This window comes from Escherichia sp. WS2035 (genome assembly GCF_046487065.1).
Taxonomy (GTDB): domain Bacteria; phylum Pseudomonadota; class Gammaproteobacteria; order Enterobacterales; family Enterobacteriaceae; genus Escherichia; species Escherichia coli.
In genome coordinates, this window is the sequence record NZ_JBJQKD010000024.1 from 1 (window position 1) to 23,125 (window position 23,125).

Here is a 23,125-nt window from a genome sequence, read left to right on the forward strand (position 1 = left end):
TACCGGACCGCACACCAGGTTTGGTTTATCCGTGGGTTTGCCTGCGGCTTCCATACGCTTGCGCCAACGCCATTTCATCGCCATCCCGCCGAGCATACAGGCCTCGGAAGAACCAATGGTGTTGGTGCCAACGGCCTGACCATTTTTCGGTGCAGGCGCATGCCACAGATCGGCAACCATGTTTACGCAACGCAGATCGATTGCTGCAGATTGCGGATATTCTTCTTTGTCGATCCAGTTTTTGTTAATGGATAAATCCATCAACTTATGGACATTTTCGTCGTCCCAGGTCTGGCAGAAAGTGGCCAGGTTCTGACGAGCGTTGCCATCAAGATATAATTCGTCATTGATAATCTGGAATGCGACATCATCACGCATTTCGTGCAGCGGAAAACGTTTTGATTCTGCGATAGTGGAAATAGACTTCGCACCAAAACGTGAATCGAGTAGTTCCGACCTTAAATCCGTTACTTGCTTCTTATCCATTTTAAACTCCTTAAAATGATTGGATCGCATTAAAAAAGTAGGATTTATCGATAAAGTAAGCAAGTGCAAAGGACTCGGTTTTAAATAACAAAATCCTAATGTTATTTATCGCGAGATATTGCGTGAATAATGTATTTTTATTAAAAAACAACATAATAGAGAATTCTGTGTGGAGGTAAGGTGTTTTATGCTGTTATTTTATGTGTTTTCTATCGTCTCCTGAATTATCACGTAAAAATCAGACCTTATAATATCATTATTGGTACACGGTTATTTACTTTGAACACATTTATAAAATTATTACATAAAAATAGCGAATATTGATGAAATCCCCGCCAACGATGTGTTGACGGGGCTGTGATTATTTTGGCAATAATACTCCGGTATAGGTATTCACCGGATGAGAAAGATATTGTTTAACAGCAGTGTTAACATTCTCTACCGTCATTTGTTTCAACAATTGCTCCTGCTCAGTCCATGCTGCAGGATCGTCATATTGAATAAGACTATTTACAATGGTGTTCGCTAATTGTTGAACGCTACGCTGTTGGATATCGAGGCTGCGCTGAACGTTTTGCTGGTATTCGTTCAGTTCTTGCTCACTGATCCCTTTGGCCAGACGCTTAACCATCACTTCATTCGCTAACGTTAACAGTTCATCATGTCGTTCTGGTTGACAAGTAAAAGCCAGCAAATGACTGATATCTTTGGCCTGAGGATCAACCGAGAGGCGAGAAGAAACGCTGTATGCCCCGGATGCCTGTTCACGAATATTAATGCGTAGATCTTTTGCCAGTGCGACGTTAAAAGCATCGAGCGCCATACGCGTCGCCAGATTAACAGGAGTCCGGGAATTATAACGCTTCCACTGTGAAACCTGTGCCACTGGTTCATTTTGTTCTTTTACAGTAACCGATGCGTTGTCCGTCGCGCGAGTTAATGGTTTACCTGCGGCTAATGGCGAATCAGAGTGTTTGATTGATCCTAAGTAACGCGTAATTAACGCCACGAGTTTGTCTTCTGCGACATTACCGACAATGACAAACGTGATATCCGCTGGAGATGAAAACAACTGGCGATCGGCAGCCAGTGCATCTGCGGCAGTAAACTGTGCAATCTGATTTGCTTGCGGTAATTTCGTGCGGTTATCAGCATAGCGCGTCTCATACATCTGCTGGGCGAATTTCTCCGCTGGACGCTGGTCGAGCGTTTTCAACGCCTGAATTTGAGCATTTTGTAGCGATGCCCAAATATTGTCGTTAATCGTGCTGTGGGGGAGCGTTATTAATTATTCTCCATTTGTTTTGCAACATCCATAATGTGGTAAAGCGGTACTCTGTTCTTAGCTAACTCCACCATGGCGTTCATATAAGGTACCATGGTTGAAAAAAGGATTTTATAACCTTCGCAAAAATAGGAAACAGTCTCATTGTTTACTTTAGTAATACGATGCTTAGGGCAACCACCATTGCAGATAGGTTTATATACACATTGCTGACATTTCGCTGAAATCCGTTTTTTTTGCGCTGTCAGTTGTACACTGTTCATCGTTTTGAGTTCCGATTTATTAATGTTTCCAATTTTGTACTGTGGATAGACAAAATGGTCGCATTCGTAAATGTCTCCATTACTTTCAACAACCAGATTATCCTTGCAGGACTCCTGGAAAATACAACTGGTATGCCCATTCCCCAAAAAACGGCTGACAAAGCTTTCAAACTGACGGATGAAAATTTCACCCACATCGTTTTTAACCCATTGCATAAAAATGGTTGACATAAACTTGCCATAAGCCGTGGGAGGCACAGAAAAATCAATGATACGGAATGTGTTCTCACTATGACCACTGAAATCAATATTCGGCGTCCCGGTTTCGAGCAATTCGATAAATTGCATATGTTTACTGCCGATAGATTTTAAAAAATGATAAACCTCAAGAGGGTAATGGACATTAATGTTATTAATAACGGTTAACGTATTAAACTCTATTTGATATGATTTCAGACGCTCGATGGCTGCTATCACTTTTGCAAAAGTACCGTTACCTGAATTACTGCGTCTGTAACGGTCATGTAGTTCTTGGGGGCCATCGATCGAGATACCAACCAGAAACTCATGTTCTTTGAGAAAGGCACACCATTCATTATTCAATAAAATGCCATTCGTTTGTAATGCATTAAAAATACGTTTTTGGCCTGCATAGCGTTGTTGATAGTGAATAACTTTACGGAAAAAATCCAGGCCAGCCAGAGTGGGTTCACCGCCTTGCCAGGTAAAATAGACCTGATTGCCAGACGCTGCGATATATTGTTTGATGAACTCTTTCAGAGTGCTGTCATCCATCCATTTTTCATGAGTAAACTGCGACTCTTTTTCAAGGTAAAAACAGTAATCACATTTGAGATTACATTGAAAACTGGAGGGCTTGGCTGTAACGTGCATCGCTATCTCGCTCAATAAGGCGGCGGAAAAATCCGCCGCATAAAGGTTTAGTTATTTCGCTTCGCTTAGTGCTTTCTTGATATTGTTAAACTTCTCCTGATTTACCTCGCTAAGCGGTGGCTGGCTGTTATCGATAAACTCTCTTACCACGCCTTGCATCTCTTTAACGACCTGCGGATTGGCGGCGGCAAGGTTATCTTTTTGCTGTAGATCCGTCAGTTTGTATAGACCTAACTGATTATTTTCTACTGTATAGACAAGCGAATAATCGTTATTTCTCACCGTATAAGAGAATTGGCTTAAGTCCTCGGTGTTGGGGTTATGCGGGTAATCGTCTGACTGATGGCGGACAAATTTGTGGTAATTATCCCAGAATGGAATATTTTCCTCATCAAACCAGTGAGAATAAGATGTTATCCAGGTCAGATTTTTATGTGGCTCGCCTTGTTTCTTATTTTGCAACCAGGGCAGCAAGGAAACGCCATCCAGCTTAAGGTCTTTTGGAATGCTGATATCGGCTGCATCAAGAGCTGTCGGGTAGAAATCCATTGCGGAAATCAGCTTGTCATAATTACCGGGTTGAAGTTTTCCTTTCCACCACATAAACATTGGGGTGTGAGTACCGCCAGGATAGGTCTGACTCTTATAGCCTTTTTGCGCCCCGTTCAGCGGCAGAGGACCATCGATAACTGCACCATTATCGGAGGTAAAGAGAATAATTGTATTGTCATACTGTCCATTTTTCTTCAGTTGTTCGAGAATGCGTTTTACACCCTGATCAACAGAATAAACGGAAGCGTAGTAATTATCTGCTGTTTGACTACCGGTATTAAATTGCTTCTGATATTGCTCCGGAGCAGGATTATCATTTGGCAGGTGCGGAGCATTATAAGCCAGGTAAAGCATAAAAGGCTGGTCAAGTGTTTTGGCACGATCAACAACGCCAATTGCTTCATCGGTTAACTGATCGCTGATATAACCTTTTGCGGGGACGCGTTCACGGTTTTTGAACAGTGAAGGGGAGTTGTAATATGCCGTTCCTGCAGCATGGAATCCCATAAAGTAATCAAAGCCACGGTTTTGCGGTTGCCATTCTTCCGCAGAAAAGGTAGTGAAGTTGTCATGATAGTCACGCGTTTGTTTATCTTCCGGCACCGGCACATTACTGATTTTTGATAAGTGCCATTTACCTACTGCTGCAGTGTAATAACCATGATTCTGGAATAATTCAGGCAAGAAAGTTTCTGTTAGCGGAATACCATCCTGAGCATCAGTATTGGAATAGACACCAAAGCGGGCGGGCGCTCGACCGGTCATTATTGCGGCGCGGGAGGGGCCGGAAACACCGTGCGCCACATAGCCGTTAGTAAAACGTACGCCTTCATCCATTAATGAAAGGAGCGTCGGCGTTGATTTTTGCGCAGCTTCAATGGCTTTATCTATCCCTATTTTGTAGGTATCGACAACTTCACGATTTTCCATTGTTTTTGGGTCAAAAGATCCCTTATCAAAAGGAAGTTGTCCATAACCAAGATCATCCATGGTCAGTACGATAATATTTGGCTTTCCTTTGGTACTGTATTCAGTCGGCGTAAAGTCTGAGAACGCAACGTTTGTTTTGGTTGCTTTCAGCTTTACATCATCTGCCGCATGAGCAGCAAATGCAGCCATACCAGATGCCAGTATCAAAGATATCGAGGTACTTACGACACTTTTCTTTAATGCAGACTTCATAAATGTTCCTCTTCTTATTGTACTTAATTCCAAAGTAATTTTACGAAGAGAAATAAGTGAATGTAAGTGAAGTTAGTCACATAAAGAGATAGCAGATTTAGCTAAAAAAAGGGAAATAACAGTCCATAACGCGTTGACATTACTTTCTGTTCTACTAAGTAATTTCTCGCCGATAAACAACTAATCTATTGATATTTAATAAATTATTGTATTTCACTGACAAATTGCCGAGCTGAGATCATAAATAATCATGCAACAGGTTATGAAAATGCATAAATATGTGATGGCTGTCACTTATTTATTTCAAGAAATATATCGCCTGGAAACAACGCGGGGCAGGGAATGGCTGCCCCATTTAATTCTTACGCAGCGTGTGTGGTTGACTACTCGTTAGCAAATAATCAACTAGCTAAAGCATTCATCGTGTTGTCCGTGTTCATACCCGTGTGCCTTTGACAACGGTACTCCTTAGAAACTCTCTTCGGACTGTTGCCGAAATGTTTGCGAAACGCATAAATAAAATAAGATGTACTGGCATAACCGCATTGTTCAGCAATTTTATTGACTGAACCTTCTACGCGTATCAAATTTTTCGCGTGCTGCATTCTGGCATCTAAAAGAATCTGTGAGAATGTCGTTTGCTCTTGCTTTAGTTTTTTCTTCAACAGGCTTTCACTGATGTACAGGCAGTCACAAATATCTTTCAGCTTCCATGGGTGCGCCAGCTTCATGTTGACAATATTTCTTACTTTCCCGGAAACGGATAGCACACCGTTAGTTAATAGTGTAATGAAACCTTTGCATGCGGCAAAAATAGACAGGCAAGAAAAAAGCAAAAGCTCTGAAAAATTATGATGATTGCGTTCTTCCGAGTTGAGATAAGCAATCATTTCATTAAGCAATCCAGTCGGTACATTTGAAGCACGTAAAAACTTCGCAGGAACAGGCATCGTCACTGTCTGGATGTTAGTGCATTGTAGATATTTTTTAATGGTATTTTCATTAAATCCGATTTCTTTGAAATGCCGCTCATAAGGTTCAAAATGCGTGCGAACAGCGTTATCTACCATCAGGATCTCGCCGTCAGAGAAGGCGTAATCTTTATCTAAAATGTTAGCGTTGAAGGCATGATGAATAAATATAACAGAACAAACGAGCGACATTTTATCTCCTTAAAATAATAAAGTTTTTATCGATACTTTTTTAACATTTTTCATGTATAATTTGCTGTTTATTTTCAGTCTTGCAAACTATTGATAATGAAATGTGTAAGATCTCTTGCCATGCGACCCATTTCTGAAATGCCCAGCTGATCAATTGCCGAAAAAATGGCTATCAACGTAAGTGTCAGTAACAAGACAACCACAATTACAGACATGATTTCTTTATAGTTGTCTCTTTGCGTGATTTTGTTTTTCACTGTGGTCGCATGCATTTCAAATGTGTTTATTTAGCGGATAACGTTAAAAATCGTTAATCAGTATGATTAATATAACAGGCTGGATAAAAGAGGAAATAGGACTGGCACTTCAGTACTGAGCGGAGTTTCTTACAACTGTAGGCAGAGGTTTATATCTTATAGTGTGTAGTTTAATTTAATCCATGTGAGCAAATTGCGCGATAATAGTCAATGAGGAATTCTTCTGCTGTGCGGATGACAGCAGAAGAAATGAGGAGGAGAATTAATTTGATGGTTCTAATTCAACCGGAATACTTTTATAGCCAGGAATGCCACTTAATGGATCGTGGTTATCAAGTGTTAGCATGTGATTCGATTCTGGGAAATAGGTCACCAGTGAGCGGTCAGCCATAGGGTAAATGACCACTTTTAATCTATCCATGCGGCGTGAGCTACGTTTACCGTCTGGCGTGAGTGCAATAAGATTAACTCTTTCGCCGTTTTTTACACGGCAAATTTTAGCTTGTTTAGCACTCATAAAGACCACATCTCGTTGACCGAATACACCTCGATAGCGATCATCCATACCATAAATCGTCGTGTTGTACTGATCGTGGCTGCGTACTGTCGCCATGACCAGCTTACTGTTAAACGCTGAAGAAGGATCTTCTAACAGCCCTTTGCTGGTAATGAAATTAGCCTTACCTGACGGCGTCATCCAGCGCCTTTCAGCAGCTGCGTTTATCAGGTGAAAACCACCAGGATGACGGATGCGCTGGTTATAGTCGGCAAACTCTGGCAGCACAGCTTCAATGTCATTGCGAATGCGATCATAATCTTCCACCAGATACTCCCAGGCTACCACGCTCTGGGGTAGTGCTGCCTGCGCGATTCCCGCGACCACTGCACACTCTGATTTCAGCATTACACCGGCGGGTTTTAACACACCACGCGAGGCATGAACCATCGACATTGAATCCTCAACGGTTACCGCCTGCGCACCGCTTTTTTGCATGTCAATCTCGCTACGTCCCAGAACCGGCAGAATATAGCTATGCCGTGCGGTCAGCAGATGAGAGCGGTTAAGCTTAGTGGCTACGTGTACCGCCAGATCTAATTGCGTTAACGGTACAGCGCTCGCTTCCCGATCTGGCATTGCCAGTGCAAAGTTGCCCCCCATGCAGATCAATGCTCGAGCTTGCCCCGTACATATAGCTTGCATGCTGGCTATTGCAGCATGTCCAGGTGCATGAGGTGGGGTGAAGCCATAGCGCTCACCCAGGCGAGCCAGAAACTCTGCAGACGGTTTCTCGGTGATACCGACGGTTCGGTCGCCCTGTACATTAGAGTGACCTCGTAGTGGGCAGATACCCGCACCAGGCTTGCCAATGTTACCTTTCATCAACAGCAGATTGACCAGTTGCTGTACGTTCTGGGTACCATGTTCGTGCTGAGTGATCCCCATTCCGTAACAGATAATGGTTCGTTCGGCAGCGGCATATGCATCAGCAAGTTCGGCGATTTGTGTCTGACTTAGTCCAGAAATACGTTCGATATCTTTCCACTCGGAATTGAGCACGTCACGGCGTAGCTCGTCAAAGCCGACGGTATGCGTTTGAATAAATTCGTCATCCAGCAATGAGGGCCGACCTGCGGCGCTTGCAGCATCATCGCGCTCAATTAACAGGCGCATCATCCCCTTGAGCAACGCCATATCGCCACCAATGCGCACGTTATAGTAGGCACTGGCTAACTGAGTCTCAGAGTTCGTCAGCATTTCAAACGGGTTTTGCGGTGCGGTAAATCGCTCCAGGCCACGTTCCTGTAGAGGGTTGATAGCGATCATTTTCGCTCCCCGTTTCACTAAAGCGCGCAACGAAGTCAGCATGCGAGGGTGGTTTGTACCAGGGTTATGCCCAATGCAAATGACTAAATCGCATTTCTCAAAGTCTTCCAGCAACACGGTCCCTTTACCCACACCGATACTCGCTGCCAATCCCACACTGGTCGGTTCATGGCACATGTTGGAGCAGTCGGGAAAGTTATTGCTCCCGTATTCACGGGCAAAAAGCTGATAAAGAAAGGCAGCTTCATTGGAAGTGCGCCCCGAAGTATAGAATTCAACCTGATTGGGATCACTATAGCTTTGAAGGCGAGCGCCAATTTCGTCGAAAGCTTGTTGCCAGCTTAATGGCTTGTAACAGTCGCTGACGTCATCATATTTCAAAGGCTGAGTGAGACGTCCCGCAGCCTCAAGCTCGTGATCTCCCCAGGTAAGTAATGATTGAACCGTATTCTCAGCAAAGAAAGAGGCATTTACCTGCTTATCCGTGACTTCCCAGGCGATTGCTTTTGCGCCGTTTTCACAAATGTCGAATGACGCACTGTGCTTAGGATCTGGCCATGCACATCCCGGACAGTCAAAGCCCTCTGGCTTATTCATGTCAAACATGGCAATAACATCCTGGCGTATATCCATCTGCTTACGTACTGCATTCGCTACGGATTTAACAGCACCCCAACCACCGGCAGCTCCCTGGTAGGATTCAATTTTTTTCTTCATCTGCTTATCCTGTGTGGAAATGAATTATTAGGATTTGTAATAGCGATGATGCACAATATATACATAGGGTTTATCGTCAACATGGATATATAAGAGTAGGGGACTACTCTCTTACTATTTTTACTCTATTATCGTTAAATAATAGAGTAGTATAAATACGATAAGTTAAGCATCATCTCTCATAGGGTTTAAATTAACATAATTCTCAATATAAAAAATAAGACTCTGGCTTCAATTGTGCGCGGATTTTCTTACAAGTGTAGGATAATAGCCTTCACAAAATAATTATCCGCGCAATTTTCGTGAATGGAGCGCATAGACTAATGTCAAAATCACAATTATTCATAGATAAAAGTGACACCAATGACTGACTGGACGGCTCCGGCTGCAACCTTATTTCCTGTTTGTCCATAGGTTGCGCTTAAACCCAGAGGTACTTTGCTTTTATTTACTGTCCCCAGGGAGACATTTTCTCCTGTTGCCAGTGTTTTTCCATTACGCATCAGAGAGACACCCACGCCCGATGCTTTTGTTGCATCTGGTGCTGTGTTAGCAAACACTTGTCGGGCACTGTCAGTGGTGGCACCCGAAAGATAAAATGAGAGCTTTTGTTCGCTAGAGCAATATACACCAAGGGGTATTTCTGCGCTTCCAGGAAAGTCCGGGAGATTCACGGTGACATTACGACTATCAACGGTGCAACCGCCTGTTGGCATAACAACACTGTTATTTGAAATAATATTCCACGTAAAATTACGTGGATTTCCGCTTCCTAACGTGGCAATTTTATACATATGAATACGGGCAATAACTTCCCCTGATTTTATGACAACTCCACCGGCTGCTCCGACTGGGGTAATATAGAGTTTTAACGGTAATGGCATCGGTGTCTTATCACCAATATCCAATACGTTGGTATTTGTCGTCAACGGGAAGGGGTAGGTCACATTATTCCAGTACAGTGATCCTTTATATGACTGTAGGGAGCCTGCGAAAGCTGATCCTTGTACCAGGTTTATATGATCAGTGTCGTACCAGCCGCCGTAATCATTCCAGCAACTTATATGCTGAGACAAGTCTACAACCAGATTCTGGCCCGGTAGTATTACAGGATCGAGATTAACATAAACAGAGGTTGTACCTGCTCCAATACTTGACCCGCCATCGACATTACAACTAAAGGCAAAAACTTTGCCTGCCATTAATAGAAGATAAATACCGAACAGGACCTTTATACTGAATGTTTTACCCATGATATATCCTAAGGTTAAAAAATTGATTTAAAAAGGAGGCAAATAAAATCAAATTGATGTTATTGCCAGATATAGATCACATTGATTAGCGCCTCGATCGTTCCCTGGCTTGCGTTTCCATTCACCGTGATAGCTCTTGCCTTAAGTGGAAACTGTGCATTACGAGTGATCTCATCAACAATAACCGTTTTGCTATCGCCATTTTTTAACGTCGCATCCTGGTCATCCCTTAGCTCTATCTGAATATTTTCGGCAGTACCTTCATTTTTGTAATAACCCGTATTGTCAGTTGAACCTGTCACGATTGCCGTCACTGCACTTGTTTCAATCGGACAATCGGTTAATGACAAAGTAATATTGTGCCAGCCAGATGCAGAACCAGGTTGTTGCAGATTGCGTGTATAAAGATCCCCGAGATTAACGTTAGCTTCTTTGGTTTGAATAGTGCATGGTTTAGCGACTACCCGACCATTAACAGTGATAGTGACATCGGCGGCCTGGAGAGTTGCTGTAAATAACGTGCAAAACGTAGCTAACAGGAACCTCTTGTGAAGTCTTTTCATATCTGACTCTGATTATTGAAATTCAAGGGTAAAGGTTGCCGAAGCGCTCACCAGTCCTGGATTGACGGACTTCTGAGTTGACTTCAAACGAGCGGAGTAAGGCAAAATATTGTTCTGTTCTGGTACCAATGGGATCCACTGCATCCCGGTATGAAGGTCATTCAATTTCACCGGACGCATATTTCCGTCCAGTATTTCTATACCCAAACCGGAGGCCGTATTGCTTCCTTCATCCAGTTTCAACAGAGTATTATTTTCTGCATCCTCAATACCGTTAAATGCAACCCGCACCCCCGTTGTCCCTTTGCTGCATTCACTTAACGTAATCTGAAAAGGGACGGCAGGACTTGTGCTACCGGTCGTTGGAAATTGTCTGGCACTGTTTTTTTGGAGATCTACGGTAAAATTAAGCGAATCCGATGAGACTGTGCAGCCATAATCGAGAACGCGCCCGCTAATTTTAATAACGCTATCTGCGGATAAAGCAGAATAGGTGGTTAACCCCAGACATAAACCGAGGAAAATAACGTTATTGTATTTCATAATCTATTGTTCCTTAGCGACAGATTGCTGTCTGCTGGTTCAGCAAGGTTCCAGGAGAGACTGCAGGAAGCTTGTAATCGACAATACAGTTTGAGTTTTTATCATTGCCCCATGAAACCTGTAATTTCCCTGACTGTGGAAGTCCAGTCAGATAAACCTGACCATTTTCCGCGACAATGCTGCCATTTTTATTCTCTCCGTGAGTGACAATTGCACCGAATGGAACGCTTTTATTACCGTACTTCAACGTCATTAATACTTTCCCGCCGATTTGTGCATTAAATGTTGCTCTGGCAATAGCACCGTGAGTTGGGATGACAGTGACTACGGTTTCATCCAGTTCAACATTATCTGCAAGGGAATTCGCGTTAAGAGCGACACGATTTTCTCTATATTCTGTCGCAAATGGTAATATGGCATAGCCACGCCAGTCGGTATGAATTCCGGTCTGGTTCTCTATTTTGACATTATCAGCGCCAGGAGCCTTAACCAGAACCATTGTGTCGCCCAGCGGCTGTCCAAAGGTGATGCCATCAGCATGAGCAATAATCCCACCACTCATTCCGTAATAAATCTGGCTGCTGTCACCACTCCGACTGTAACCGACATTCGTATTACCGTAAGCTCCACGATAATTAAGAGAACTGTAACCACTGGTGCCAGACGATGTATTACCCCCTTGGGTGTTACCGACCTGAACGCTATAATTCAGGTTATTATCCGGCAGCAGAGTGCCATAAACCCCTGATAGGTTGGTCATGCCGCCTTTCAAATCGTTTGACATACTGTAACTGGCGTTTGAATTACGAAATGCCGACTGACTGTCTGTACGCATCCAATGACTAAAGGGAACATTAAGTGTAAAAGCGAGTAAATGATCCCGATCGTTTTGCCATATATTATTGGAATAGCTGTAATTCAGCGAAGTCGTAATATCACCAAACGGCACATTTAATCCAAATGATATTTGCTGGTCGCTGCGTGACGTGTTCCAGTAACTTTGGCGACTGGCACTGAAAAATGTCGTACCGTAATGTCCAAGCTGCTGAGAGATGCTTATTTGTTCCTGACCACGCTTACTGTAGAACAGATTAAAATAATCAATAAATAGTGTCTGCTCACTGGTGTCTCCGGTAGGAGGCTTGACGGTGTAACCACTCATTCGACTGTATGCACTGTCGGATAAGTTATAAAAACCTTGCGTAGAATAGCGATATCCTGCGACCTGGATATTGGTTCCCGTCTGGTAGAAGGATTTGCTGTAGACGGATTTAACCGATTGTCCGCTGTGACGGGTGTCATCTGCAAGCGTCGTATTGGCCTGCGTGATATCGAAAGAAAAGGCACCAAAAAGTCCTAAATCTTTACCAATACCAAGGTTGAAGGCCTGATAATCTTCTGCAATTTGCATTCCGCCATAAGGTGTCCAGTTTCCTTTCAGACCATGCATCAAGCTTGCTTGTACGAACTTGGGGGAGCTTTGCAGGTTATTCCCACTACGATATTCCCCCATGGCAAGTGCATAACGCGTATATCCAGCACGTTGGAGAACCGGAACAGACGAATAAGGAACATATAATGTCTGAATACTGCCGTCTGCCTCTTTTATGGTTACTTGCAGATCACCACCATTGGCCGCAGAGTTGATATCATCAATAGTAAAAGGGCCGGGTGGGACAGTAGTCTGATAAACATCGTATCCATTCTGTTTTACACTCACTTGTGCGGTGCCACGAGCAATACCATGAATCACCGGAGCGAAACCATGTTGGCTATCGGGCAACATCGCTTCTGTTGAATTTATTTTAAGGCCACGAAAGTTCACACTGTCAAAAATATCGCCATCGGTATAACTATCACCCACTGTTAACCGTGAGCGTAACGGAATAATGTCACGTTCAGCCGACGTATTGATATGCTGCCATTTATTGCTGTCAGATGAATTGCTACTCCCACTGTTATAACTCCACGTTGAGTTATCGCGCAGTCGCCAACTACCAATGTTGATGCCACTCTGTAAATTCAAATATGCATAGTTGGATTTTCCTGCATTATGGTTACTACGGTTATTAATAGAATTACCATTAAAACTATAGTTTAGTAGCCCGGCATTTATTCCTTCTTCCCACAGATCAGGAGAAACATAGCCGCGAGCCATTCTGCCGACATATATTTGCGGAACGGAGAGTGACAGATGTTGCTGACCAACATCAAACTCAGATGATGCGTCAGCCAAACGATCCTGAAGTGGTGTGCATGCGCTGTTGTCCGGCACATGTTTATCTGCCGAATGTTCCTTGTTGTCTAATAATGCTGATTTTTTTATGCCAAGACTGACAAGAAGGTCTGTACTCAGGCATGGGATGAGATCTGCGTTATTATCATCTGCAATAAAAGTAATATCCCGACTAGCCATAAATTCGTCGTTCAAATAAATGTCGACCCGATATGTACCAGGTGGGGCCTCGCGTCCCTTAGTAAAGGCAGATAAATCGACAGATTCAGCAAGGTCATTGCTTAAAAACCGTGGATTAAAATAATACTCTGCGTCAACGGGAAAAACCGCAGTTGCTAAGCCAAGGGCAAAGGTAAGCCGTGCAAAGCGAGGCAGTATTAACACCTGATGCATACGATATGCCTTAAATGCGGCACGAAAGGCTGTCATTTTTAATCCCGATTGAGTTTATTATTAATTAGGTCACTGGCTTACTGCATGGTTGCCTTAATAAGCGGAGTTAATGCACCGTAATCATTGATTGTCTGAAAACTGATATCCCCGGTTACAGCATGCGGGATATCCACCGATACTTCACCTTTTGGCGGCACCATGGTGTTTGGGAGATTGCTATTTCCTGCTTTCATATTTGTTACGGTAATGAAGTAGGGCGTTGGATTAATAAGAGTGAGTATGCTACCGCTGCGACGAAACCGAAGCATTGCAGGCGCTTCTTCAGGTGCCATTGCCAGATGCGTGGGGCGATAAAACATTTTTATGCGGCTAATAATTGCCAGCTGTAATGTATTCTCATTCTTCTGGTCTTTTTCCATAGCAGGGATAGCTTTAACATTAACCCAGAACAGGCTTTCACGGTCGCCTGGTAACTGATGATTAGTGGCGTTGATTATCCGAAGCGTATTCTCTTTTTTACCTTGCATGGAAAAAAGCGGTGGGGTAATGACAAACTGGGTATCTTTCTGGTCACCCGCATTTTCTATCCATGACTGAATGAGATAGACACTGGCAGGATCATTATTCGTGACAGGCAATAAAACCTGTTTCTGGTTTGCCGGATAAATTACCCGCGTCGCACCAAGTGCGACAGCTGCGTTGGCAATGGTGCTATGGCAAGCAAAGAGAAATAAAAGTAACACTGTCGCCATAAAGGAAACAGAGTAGGGGGTACGCGTAGTTTGCATCTGATGCATTCTCCATGTGTTAAGAGGATAAGCGGGGAAACCGTTACATCAGACAATCGGTAAATATTGCTAATACATTGGCGAGTCGCCGGGTTTCCAGACTTAATGCGTTTGTAATAAATGTTGGTTCTCTTTTGATAGGAAAACCTTGCTACCAAGTAAATATTTTAAATAACAGCAAGTTTAACTACTGTTGTTTATTGATCGTTTAGATATTATGTGATTTTTCATACCGCTCCAAAATACAAACCATTTTTCATTAATAATGAGATGAACATTGGTGAATTTCTCGGGTGTGCGTAGCCATGCCACACACACCCTGTTTCAATTTCAGATGACGCATAGTCACCTTAAGAGTGAATTATAGATATTGAACTTTGAAGGTCGCATCAGCATTTGCAGTACCAGCTACTGACTGCCCGAGAGCAATATAACGAGCCTGGAACGGCAGTATATTCGTGCCATCAATCAAGTCAGTTTTAGCGCTAAAAGTAGCACCATCAAGTACTAATACCTCCCCTGTACGGTCCAAAATTTGGATACCGACATTTTGGGCAGAGCCTGCCGCTGAACTCTGCAGCGCTAATGTATCGTCATTACTGGTGACAGTAGTACCCAGGAATGCAACAGCTGCATTACTGGAAACATTGGTATCACAATCATTCAGCTTGATATTGAAGCCAACGGCGGAGCTGAGGTCACCCGCTTTAGCCAGGCGAGAAGAACGAACCTGACCCAGCTCAACCGTTTGGTTCATTGATTCTGAATCAATCGCACAAGCGGCATTTACCACTTCACCTTTAAAATGAATTACACCGCCATTAACAGTGGTCGTTACTGATTCATCACCCTCGGCTGCGCTTACCGCAGCAGACGACATCGCCAACACAGAAACGACAATAATACCGACATGTTTGAGTTTCATAATTCTCCAAAATTTATATTTAAGTAGCTGAATAAAGAGAGTTAACAATTAAGTTATTCTGTTATTGCTTATAAAACAAGAATCATTCTTGATTGGATGTTGCCCTGAGAATATAGTTTCCATGGTTATTACATTTCACGAAGAATGATAATATCTTTAAATTACAAGGACACCTATTCACAACAATTTTATTGCTGCACTTGTTGTAGAGAGTATTTGTAAAAACATTTTATGTCGCTAAATAACATGACGATTTCATTATGCATGTTATTTATAAACAGCGACTAAACAGAATATTATTGCGAACAAGGGAAGTGTCAGGAAAGGTCAAGAGGTACTAATAGTTTATATGGCTATAAACATTAGCTATGGTTAATGTTTGCCTGGTGAAACTAACTGAATCCCATGAATAATGCAGTAATTAGTAGTGCTTTCATATCTGATACCTGTTTTAAACGATATATTTGGAAGTTGACGAATATCGGAAATAGCTTCCTCCATCAGCTGTAGTCACTGTTCTCTGTATTTCACATTGCATATCAACACGATATGCTGAGATTAGCTAACTTGAGATTAAAGATAATTACACGGCGCTATGAATTATATTCAGAAGCGTGAGGGATATAGTGCCATCAAAGCGCTGGCTGCTGTAAACAACGCAATTATCCAGCTCATGGTCTATGGTGTGCCATCACTGAACAGAGGTTGATTTTTCTACCGAAACGGGAGGGAAGTCAGAAATCACAACGTATTGATTTATCTGTGTGTGGATGTGAATGGTGAAGTAAAGGACCTTCATAATCAATTTAACATAATATACATTATGCGCACCAATATAAACCAAGGGCGAATCCAGTCGTTGGCGGTTCATGATTGTTCTGCTCATTAACAACGACCAAAACCCCATATCTTACTTAATACCGTATTCTCGGCTTAACCGATCGTGCAACCTCAACACATTGGTTTCAACTGCCGTCACCACGTTCTCCGGAAAATCTGTCGGTAATGAAGTCTTCACGTTATCCAGTGCTGCCGGAATCATTCTGGCAAAGTCACTCAGGATTTCATGCATCTGCACTTCCGGGAATTTCAGCACCTTTGCTGTCGCCAGAAAATGTCGCGGATAAATTTTATCGATTGCCGTTTTTTTGCCTTTGGATGCGTTAAGCCCCATTGCCAGTTTGAGATCGCTGATGTGTATTCCCGTACCGCCAAGGACCGGAAATGCCGAAATGATGTCGTAAAATGGTGTGAGCCGATAACTGCCGCCAGCCTGAATAAATACGGAGAAGTTTTTTGCATGGCCATCCGTTGCGCCAATCAACCACTGGAAGACCTGAAACTTCATAAAATCATAGCGATCTTTCAGCGCCTCGCTGGACCCCATCAAAAAAGCCATAATTTGCGCGATACCGGGGCCTCCATCTGATTCATATTTCACCGATGAAGGTAAACCGAATGTCTGGCACATATCCTCCTGTGGCAAGCGAAGTAAAACCGTTCGCTCAGTATTCCAACGCCTGTCAAAACGTTCGACCGCTAACGCGCGCACCCTTCCCGCTTTAATGATTTCTGCGTCCGGAACATTCAACCCGAGTTCTTTCGCCAGCAGCAAACAGTAATACTCATTATCAACGCTTTGGCTAAGATCGAGCGTCGCATTGGGCTGTCTGATTTCGCCAATCGGCAATTTGATAATGTGCGTCGTTGGCGTTATTCCCTTCGGAATGCACCAGTCATTGCCTATTCTGAGCAGCGCAGTCTTCTCCTGTGCGCCAGCAACCGAGATGCGAAAGTCATTTTCTTCTCTAATCATGCCTAACGGGATATCTGCTTTATAAGCCGTTAATACTTCTTCAAGTCTGGCTTCAGTAAGCTTTTCCCATGCCATTATCGGACACGTTACGGTTTCATCTTCGGGGATTAACGTCACGGCACCAACGCTGTCTCGCCCTATTTCTGACAATAAATCAAACGGTTGTCTGGATTTAGCATGATAACGTTTAACGATCCGGTCACGTACAATCGGGCTATCGGGTAACAGGTTATCGAAGAAGTTAAATACGGCATCAGAGGTGATATTCCCCCTCTGCAATGGCAGCGAAAGTGACAACGGTCTGGCATAACGGCTGGCTAACCACTCAGCTGCATACTTAAAGGTGTGCGCGCCGTTGGCTAACTTCGTTAACTCGCCTACCCGCTGGTTGTTCATCCAAGTGACTAGTTTAGGCATTACCACTCCAGATCTTGCTGTTCTGTTGCTTCTGGCGAGGCATTTTTCGCGTCGCATAGCGTCATTGAGAGTTCAAGCGACTGTAAAATCTTAAAAAATGTCGTGAGCGAGGTATTGTCAGGATTGTTTTCGAAATTGGAAATTGTCGCCTGCTTAATGCCGATTTTTTTCGCCAACTCGCTCTGCGTCCAGCCGTTTTGCTGGCGAACCAGTTTCATTGCATTCGCCAATTGCGTTGGGCTATAGATCTTCTGAAAGCTCATCATGTCATACGTCCACAGCAAATTTATCCGCTTAAGGGGATATTATCAGTTTTATCCTTTAGTGAGGATAAAGTCAATCTGGAAACACATCTTATCCGCTCTACGGGATAAACGCTGCGATATCCGCGATCGCGGATAAAAAGGAGGATTTAAAAAAGCACATCCTAATGCGGTGGCTTCTTTGACTACCGGAATCTGTAATCTTAATGACCGGGCCGCGTAAAAAACGTCTGTTCAATGGGGTGATGCCGTGAGGCGAATTTATCAGTTTTATCTACAATTGGGGTAACGCGCTGACGGGAGTAAAAAAATGTCTGACTGGAACCCCTCTTTATATCTGCACTTTGCCGCTGAACGATCGCGTCCGGCGGTGGAGCTGCTTGCCAGGGTGCCGCTGGAGAATATCGAATACATTGCCGATCTTGGCTGTGGCCCAGGTAACATCACCGCCCTTCTACACCAACGTTGGCCTGCTGCCAGGATAACGGGCATCGACTCATCTCCGGCGATGATTGCTGAAGCGCGCAGTGCTTTGCCAGACTGCCTGTTTGTGGAAGCAGATATCCGCAACTGGCAACCGGAACAGGCACTCGATCTGATTTTTGCTAATGCCTCACTGCAATGGCTGCCCGACCACTACGAATTGTTTCCTCATTTGGTTTCGTTACTTAATTCGCATGGTGTGTTGGCAATACAGATGCCAGATAACTGGCTAGAGCCAACCCATGTGCTCATGCGCGAAGTCGCCTGGGAACAAAATTATCCGGATCGCGGGCGTGAGCCGCTGGCTGGCGTTCATGCTTACTACGATATTCTGAGTGAAGCCGGATGTGAGGTCGATATCTGGCGAACCACTTACTATCACCAGATGCCGTCGCACCAGGCGATTATCGATTGGGTGACCGCCACTGGATTACGTCCGTGGTTACAGGATCTGACCGAGAGCGAACAGCAGCATTTTCTTACGCGCTACCATCAGATGCTGGAAGAGCAATATCCCCTCCAGGAGAACGGACAGATATTGCTGGCATTTCCGCGTCTGTTTATTGTTGCCCGCCGTACGGAGTAATTATCACGTCAGCTGGTAATGGCGATCGGGAAGAATTTTCGCTGGAATTTCTGCTTCATCATTCATCTGTAACAGGTCAATTTCAATAGCGTTGCAGATGGCATCCAGCGGTAAATCATTGTTTTCAGTACCGAAGGGATCTTCCAGTTCTTCCGCCAGACAATCCAGCGAAATAAAAGTGTAGGAAATCAGCACAGAGATAAAAGGCGTCATGTAATGCAGGTCCACGACCAGCGCAAACGGCAACATGATACAAAACAGATACACGGTGCGATGCAAAATCAGGGTGTAGGCAAAGGGAATTGGCGTATAGGCAATGCGCTCGCATCCTGCCAGGACCGCTGAAATATCATTAAGCCGATCGTTGAGGCTAATAAACAGGATATCTGAAAGTTGTCCATTGCGTCGCTGAACCGCCAACCACTCCCCCATTATTAACAAGATGCGGTTAGCTGGAGAGTTAGAAGCCAGTACACGCTGAAGATCTTCAGTCTTGAGATAATGAGCCAGCACTTCTGCCTGTGGCTGTTTGCGTAATGTCATGCGTAAACAGTGGGCGAAGACGATTTGCAGCCGGGCAAACTCCCTTACACTTGCCGAATCCGGTAATGTCGTTTTTACCTCGCGCAGTAACGACCGCGAGGCAATCATCAACTGCCCCCAAAGTTTTCGCGCTTCAACGTAACGGGCGTAACCGGCATTATTACGAAAACCAAGAAAAATGGCGATGGCGACACCGAGAATGCTGAACGGTGCGAGGGTGAATTTAATGCCCAAATGCGTGTACCAGGGCAGCATGAAAATAACAGCGATCGAAAAGAGAAAATTGAGTAGTAAGCGCGAGGATATCTTGGATAATACTGAACCGTGCCAGACAAAAATACGGCGCAGCCAGTGTTGTTGTGGACGAACAATCATGGTTATCTTCAGGCGTGGAAAAGTCGCCCTATTAAACGTGATTATGATCACATTCTCAAGATACTACTTACAAATTACCTACAAGATTACAACATTAACAGGTGCTGCATGTGGCACCTGTTAATGATAAAGGCATATAGAATGTTGTAACTAATATAGCGGAATAAGAAACCCGGTCGAAACCGGGTTCAGAGTATTAGCACAACGGGCGTACAGCTTCGCGCATCCCTTTTTCGAGAATCGCATCCAGGTCATTAGCAACCTGCTCGACCAGACCAGGCACTTGCGTCAGGTCCTGCTCCCAGTGGTCTTTTTCTGCCAACACAATCGCTACCAGTTCCTGGGTCCCGATAACACGGTCACGATACTGGCTCCAGAGTTGCTGATAACGTTCCAGCCAGTGTGCATCGTCCTGTACCGGATATGTTTCTCCATTACGCACACCGCGATAGAACGCAATCAATGCCGCTAATGCGAAAGTAAGGCGCGCCGGAAGTGTGCCGTTTGCCTTCTGCCCTGCCAGCAGCTGCGGCAGGATGCGTGTGCGGAACTTGGTCATACCGTTGAGCGCGATAGACAGCAGTTGATGCTTGATGTACGGGTTACGGAAACGTCCGGTGACTGCACTGGCGAAAGACTCCAGCTCATCGCGTGGCAAATCCAGTACCGGAATAATTTCTTCGTAGATGGCTTTTTCAACGAATGCGCAAATTTCAGCATCGTTCATCGCTTCACCTACGGTATCCAGCCCTGCCTGGAACGCCACCGGCACCAGCGCGGTGTGCGCACCGTTGAGGATTGCCACTTTGCGTTCTTTATACGGTTTAATATCGTCAACGATCAGCACGTTAAGCGGATATTTGTCCAGACGAAGTTCAGTCGCTAAGGATTTCGGCCCCTGAATCACAAACAGGTAAAAGTGTTCAGCGGTGTCGAGGAAACCATCGTGGTAGCCCAGTTCTTCTTCCAGTTTAGCCACTTCATCACGCGGATAACCGGTAACGATACGGTCCACCAGCGTAGAACAGAAGCTGTTAGCCTGATCCAGCCATTGAATAAATGCTTCAGGCAATGCCCACTCTTGCGCATAGCGCAGCACCAGTTCACGCAACGCGTCGCCATTATAGTCAATCAACTCACACGGGATGATGATCCAACCTTTATCCAGCGCACCGTTGAAATGGCTAAAACGTTCGAACAGCAGACGGGTCAGTTTTGCCGGATAACTTACCGCTGGCGCGTCATCGAATTTATCGCCCGCATGGTAGCTGATACCCGCTTCGGTGGTGTTAGAGAAAACAAAGCGCATTTCCGGGTTGTGAGCCAGTTTCAGGAATTCATCGTATTCACTATAGACGCTGATTTCACGATTAACCGAGCGAATCAGACGCGCGTCGCTGACCGCTTCACCCTTCTCATTCAGGCCACGGATAATGGTGGTATACAGACCATCCTGCGTGCTCAGTGACGGCGGGAATGAAGTTTCAATCGGACGAACAACGACCACGCCAGAATTCAGATCGGTGTGCTCATTCAGGAGATCGATTTGCCAGTCAACAAAGGCGCGCAGGAAGTTACCTTCACCAAACTGAATGATACGTTCTGGATACTGTGCACCGGGAAAATCGCGACGATTTAGTGTTTTCACAATGGGTTCCCTTCTGATTAGTCATACAACCTGTTTGAATTGGTACGACAGGTTAGCAAACTTTAATACGTCGAACCCCTGTTTTGATCAACTCCTGATGATTAATGAGCAGTTTTATGAGAAAAGTGTGGCGCGGATCATGGTTTAATCGAGGAAACAGGCCTTTTCTTGGATCATAAAGTGGTAGAACACATTGCATTTAATTCGCTCTGAGTAAATAAAGATGTCAGACAACTTCCTCACCGTAACGCATAGTGCTGGTACGGTTGCGCCCATCTTTCTTCGAGCGATACAGACACGTATCGGCTTCGACCATCAATTTATTAAAGTCATCGGTCAGCGTTCGGTACGATGCGCAACCACTACCGACGCCAATACTTACCGTGAGATAAAGCGTTTTTTGTTGCCAGGTGAACGGTTGCAGTTCAACGCCTTTACGGATTTTTTCCGCCATTAGCAGGCCATCGACAGGATTCACAGACGGCACTGCAACAGCAAATTCTTCGCCGCCCATTCGCGCCACCAGCCCCTTATCACCGACAATCTTCTGAATATGCTGGGCAAACACGCTTAACACTTTATCGCCACATTCATGTCCATAGTTATCGTTAATGCTTTTGAAATAGTCGATATCAAGCAGCATGACCGTCAGATGTTGTGTCTGTTTCAGCGATGGACTTTTCAGCGCCTCATAAAGACCGGACCGTGAGTAAACCTGGGTCAGAAAATCAAAATCGGCTCGCAGCGCAACTTGCTTCATTAGCGAATTGATCGCTGCCACGCTAAAGGAAACCATAATTGGGCATATCGCCATCGTGGCAATACCGAGACGTGCGGAGAACATTTGCGGAATGGAGAACGGCGAACCGACCGAGATATCAATCACCGAATTTGCCACCAGTACGACTTCCACAGCGCCGGTGACAAAGGTCAACAGACATGTTACTTGCGGCGTATAGCGCACTGCACACCAGATTAATGCAGGGAGCGGAAACGCCAGACTCCCCGCTCCGCCAATGACTACCGAGGCAATAACCGACACAATAAGCGCGATAGCAGGCATCATCTGCTCTGCTTTAAAGCGCGGCAGCACTCCAGGAATTGCCAACGTCAGCATACAAGGCACGATCAACACGCCCGTTGAGAATTGCTCACTAAACCAGTCGGCAAGCAAAGGCCAGAAATCCAGAGTATCAATACTGACCGAACCAATCGCCCCGACAATAGCGCATAATAATGCGGCAAGCAGACAGTAATTAAATAACCGTAAGGCACTTACTGGCTCATACTTATTTTTTCCCAGACGCTTATCCCGCGCGACCAGTAAGGCGACGGTAACAATAAACATCATATTGGAGAAATTGATAGCCAGTGAAACCAGCCCCCATTCGGTGGTTATGGCATCATAAACCAGCATCGCCACATAACTGATCGCATAGTAATGCAGTCGATTAAGCCAGACATAGCGGGCAAACACCCCCGCCATTACGCCATTCAGCGGCCAGAAAAGAGAAAGTTCGTGAACCAGCCGTAACTCTGCACCAATAAAATAGAACAGCGTGGTTAGCACAAAAATAGCGATGCTATTACGTAGCAGATGACCTTCCTGGAACAAACGGAAAGTTGAAATGGGCTGTACATGCATTAATTATCTGTCCATACAATTGCG

General features: G+C 44.6%; 18 protein-coding genes and 1 pseudogene. 1 reads left to right on the forward strand and 18 read right to left on the reverse strand.

All coding sequences use genetic code 11. The annotated features are described in order from the left end of the window. The 15 genes and pseudogenes from ACJHX4_RS24945 to hipB all read right to left on the reverse strand — a co-directional run. Window positions 1-486, reverse strand: a 486-nt coding sequence (locus tag ACJHX4_RS24945; protein WP_000358892.1) for a pyridoxal-dependent decarboxylase, incomplete at its 3' end; no start/stop codon positions are given. A 361-nt stretch (window positions 487-847) separates the two neighbouring features. Further along, a pseudogene (locus tag ACJHX4_RS24950) lies at window positions 848-1,765 on the reverse strand (M16 family metallopeptidase); the annotation flags it as partial. 5 nt (window positions 1,766-1,770) lie between these two features. Then, window positions 1,771-2,928 carry an anaerobic sulfatase maturase gene (locus ACJHX4_RS24955; protein ID WP_001296071.1) on the reverse strand — a complete coding sequence of 386 codons (1,158 nt, stop codon included), beginning with the start codon at window positions 2,926-2,928 and terminating at the stop codon, window positions 1,771-1,773. A gap of 51 nt (window positions 2,929-2,979) precedes the next feature. Then, window positions 2,980-4,662: a sulfatase-like hydrolase/transferase gene (locus ACJHX4_RS24960; protein ID WP_001296072.1), complete on the reverse strand. Its 1,683-nt coding sequence runs from the start codon at window positions 4,660-4,662 to the stop codon at window positions 2,980-2,982. A gap of 401 nt (window positions 4,663-5,063) precedes the next feature. Continuing rightward, window positions 5,064-5,825 (reverse strand): acid stress response transcriptional regulator YdeO, encoded by a 762-nt coding sequence (gene ydeO, locus ACJHX4_RS24965; RefSeq protein ID WP_000060456.1) that lies wholly within the window; start codon window positions 5,823-5,825, stop codon window positions 5,064-5,066. A 74-nt stretch (window positions 5,826-5,899) separates the two neighbouring features. Next, entirely contained in the window at window positions 5,900-6,097 is a 198-nt protein-coding gene (gene safA / locus ACJHX4_RS24970) for a two-component system connector SafA (protein WP_000543392.1), read from the reverse strand. Window positions 6,098-6,344: 247 nt separating this feature from the next. Continuing rightward, entirely contained in the window at window positions 6,345-8,624 is a 2,280-nt protein-coding gene (gene ydeP / locus ACJHX4_RS24975; protein WP_000726721.1) for an acid resistance putative oxidoreductase YdeP, read from the reverse strand. A gap of 338 nt (window positions 8,625-8,962) precedes the next feature. After that, window positions 8,963-9,877, reverse strand: a complete 915-nt coding sequence (locus tag ACJHX4_RS24980; protein ID WP_000520593.1) for a fimbrial protein — start codon at window positions 9,875-9,877, stop codon at window positions 8,963-8,965. A 59-nt stretch (window positions 9,878-9,936) separates the two neighbouring features. Beyond that, complete coding sequence (locus tag ACJHX4_RS24985; protein WP_000825466.1) at window positions 9,937-10,440, reverse strand: fimbrial protein; 504 nt, start codon at window positions 10,438-10,440, stop codon at window positions 9,937-9,939. A 12-nt stretch (window positions 10,441-10,452) separates the two neighbouring features. After that, on the reverse strand, window positions 10,453-10,983 hold the full coding sequence (locus ACJHX4_RS24990; protein ID WP_000876789.1) for a fimbrial protein: 531 nt from the start codon (window positions 10,981-10,983) through the stop codon (window positions 10,453-10,455). A gap of 13 nt (window positions 10,984-10,996) precedes the next feature. Further along, entirely contained in the window at window positions 10,997-13,648 is a 2,652-nt protein-coding gene (locus ACJHX4_RS24995) for a fimbria/pilus outer membrane usher protein (RefSeq protein ID WP_001531687.1), read from the reverse strand. Between the two features lie 41 nt (window positions 13,649-13,689). Next, the gene (locus ACJHX4_RS25000; RefSeq protein ID WP_001195176.1) at window positions 13,690-14,400 is read right to left on the reverse strand and encodes a fimbria/pilus periplasmic chaperone; all 711 of its coding nucleotides are present in this window, start codon (window positions 14,398-14,400) and stop codon (window positions 13,690-13,692) included. A 361-nt stretch (window positions 14,401-14,761) separates the two neighbouring features. Further along, window positions 14,762-15,325: a type 1 fimbrial major subunit FimA gene (fimA, locus tag ACJHX4_RS25005; RefSeq protein ID WP_001296074.1), complete on the reverse strand. Its 564-nt coding sequence runs from the start codon at window positions 15,323-15,325 to the stop codon at window positions 14,762-14,764. Between the two features lie 910 nt (window positions 15,326-16,235). Further along, window positions 16,236-17,558, reverse strand: coding sequence for a type II toxin-antitoxin system serine/threonine protein kinase toxin HipA (gene hipA, locus ACJHX4_RS25010; RefSeq protein WP_001125411.1), 1,323 nt, complete (start codon window positions 17,556-17,558; stop codon window positions 16,236-16,238). Then, window positions 17,558-17,824 carry a type II toxin-antitoxin system antitoxin HipB gene (hipB, locus tag ACJHX4_RS25015; RefSeq protein WP_001296076.1) on the reverse strand — a complete coding sequence of 89 codons (267 nt, stop codon included), beginning with the start codon at window positions 17,822-17,824 and terminating at the stop codon, window positions 17,558-17,560. The genes hipA and hipB overlap by 1 nt, the downstream gene beginning before the upstream one ends. A gap of 307 nt (window positions 17,825-18,131) precedes the next feature. Here hipB and tam point away from each other — a divergent pair, with 307 nt between their 5' ends. Beyond that, window positions 18,132-18,890: a trans-aconitate 2-methyltransferase gene (gene tam / locus ACJHX4_RS25020; RefSeq protein WP_001286537.1), complete on the forward strand. Its 759-nt coding sequence runs from the start codon at window positions 18,132-18,134 to the stop codon at window positions 18,888-18,890. A gap of 3 nt (window positions 18,891-18,893) precedes the next feature. On the opposite strand, the gene ACJHX4_RS25025 is transcribed toward tam, so the two are convergent. From ACJHX4_RS25025 to ACJHX4_RS25035, 3 genes are all read right to left on the reverse strand, one after another. Beyond that, window positions 18,894-19,808, reverse strand: coding sequence for a bestrophin family protein (locus tag ACJHX4_RS25025; protein WP_001296077.1), 915 nt, complete (start codon window positions 19,806-19,808; stop codon window positions 18,894-18,896). Between the two features lie 196 nt (window positions 19,809-20,004). Next, window positions 20,005-21,456: a tagaturonate reductase gene (gene uxaB / locus ACJHX4_RS25030; protein WP_000854638.1), complete on the reverse strand. Its 1,452-nt coding sequence runs from the start codon at window positions 21,454-21,456 to the stop codon at window positions 20,005-20,007. A gap of 226 nt (window positions 21,457-21,682) precedes the next feature. Then, entirely contained in the window at window positions 21,683-23,101 is a 1,419-nt protein-coding gene (locus ACJHX4_RS25035; RefSeq protein ID WP_000558459.1) for a diguanylate cyclase, read from the reverse strand. Window positions 23,102-23,125 lie beyond the last annotated feature (24 nt).